2 rRNA genes are annotated in these 1,911 nt (G+C 55.6%); both read right to left on the bottom strand.

Annotated features, from left to right (window positions below):
• Window positions 1–109: ribosomal RNA gene (rrf, locus tag ABD161_RS15660) — 5S ribosomal RNA — on the bottom strand; the annotation flags it as partial.
• A gap of 108 nt (window positions 110–217) precedes the next feature.
• Window positions 218–1,911 (bottom strand): 23S ribosomal RNA (locus ABD161_RS15655); the annotation flags it as partial.

Here is a 1,911-nt window from a genome sequence, read left to right as displayed (position 1 = left end):
GTGTCCTACTCTCCCACAGGGTCCCCCCTGCAGTACCATCGGCGCTGAGAGGCTTAGCTTCCGGGTTCGGAATGTGACCGGGCGTTTCCCTCTCGCTATGACCGCCGAAACACTTTTCGATGTTTCGAACTATCTAGCACACTATGAAGTTGCTGTTGTTCTCGACCGTACATCGAGAACCACTCAGTGGACGCGTAGCATCGCCAGAAGGCGAGGTGTTATCAAGTCATCGGCTTATTAGTACCAGTCAGCTGCATGCATTGCTGCACTTCCACATCTGGCCTATCAACCCAGTAGTCTGGCTGGGAGCCTCTCACCCGAAGGTATGGAAGTCTCATCTTGAGGCCGGCTTCCCGCTTAGATGCTTTCAGCGGTTATCCATCCCGAACGTAGCTAATCAGCGGTGCTCCTGGCGGAACAACTGACACACCAGAGGTTCGTCCAACCCGGTCCTCTCGTACTAGGGTCAGATCCTCTCAAACTTCCTACGCGCGCAGCGGATAGGGACCGAACTGTCTCACGACGTTCTAAACCCAGCTCGCGTACCGCTTTAATGGGCGAACAGCCCAACCCTTGGGACCTACTCCAGCCCCAGGATGCGACGAGCCGACATCGAGGTGCCAAACCATGCCGTCGATATGGACTCTTGGGCAAGATCAGCCTGTTATCCCCGAGGTACCTTTTATCCGTTGAGCGACAGCGCTTCCACAAGCCACTGCCGGATCACTAGTCCCGACTTTCGTCCCTGCTCGACCTGTCAGTCTCACAGTCAAGCTCCCTTGTGCACTTACACTCGCCACCTGATTGCCAACCAGGTTGAGGGAACCTTTGGGCGCCTCCGTTACTTTTTGGGAGGCAACCGCCCCAGTTAAACTACCCACCAGGCACTGTCCCTGAACCGGATCACGGTTCGAAGTTAGATATCCAGAGTGACCAGAGTGGTATTTCAACAACGACTCCACGGTAACTGGCGTCACCGCTTCAAAGTCTCCCACCTATCCTACACAAGCCACACCGAACACCAATACCAAGCTGTAGTAAAGGTCACGGGGTCTTTCCGTCCTGCTGCGCGTAACGAGCATCTTTACTCGTAATGCAATTTCGCCGAGTTCGCGGTTGAGACAGTTGGGAAGTCGTTACGCCATTCGTGCAGGTCGGAACTTACCCGACAAGGAATTTCGCTACCTTAGGATGGTTATAGTTACCACCGCCGTTTACCGGGGCTTAAATTCTCAGCTTCGCCTTGCGGCTAACCGGTCCTCTTAACCTTCCGGCACCGGGCAGGCGTCAGTCCGTATACATCGTCTTGCGACTTGGCACGGACCTGTGTTTTTAATAAACAGTCGCTACCCACTGGTCTCTGCGGCCACCAAACGCTTTCGGAGCAAGTCCTAATACGTCGATGGCCCCCCTTCTCCCGAAGTTACGGGGGCATTTTGCCGAGTTCCTTAACCACGATTCTCTCGATCTCCTTGGTATTCTCTACCTGACCACCTGAGTCGGTTTGGGGTACGGGCGGCTGGAACCTCGCGTCGATGCTTTTCTCGGCAGCATAGGATCACCCACTTTTTATCCGCATCGTGTCTCAGCCTGAATGGGGGACGGATTTGCCTATCCCCCGGCCTACGCACTTGCACCAGGACTACCATCGCCTGGCTTGGGCTACCTTCCTGCGTCACACCTGTTAATACGCTAACCGCACCAGCATGGGGTCGCGCGCTCCACCACCCGGTGTCACCCGAAGGTGACGATGGATGGTTTCGGGCGCTTAGCACCACTGGATTAGCTTGGGCGGTTCTTCGCCGGTACGGGAATATCAACCCGTTGTCCATCGACTACGCCTGTCGGCCTCGCCTTAGGTCCCGACTTACCCAGGGAAGATTAGCTTGACCCTGGAACCCTTGGTCTTTC

Source organism: Microbacterium paludicola (assembly GCF_039529675.1).
GTDB lineage: Bacteria > Actinomycetota > Actinomycetes > Actinomycetales > Microbacteriaceae > Microbacterium > Microbacterium paludicola.
Note: the sequence above shows the minus strand (reverse complement) of the source record. Positions and strands in the feature narration are given on the sequence as shown.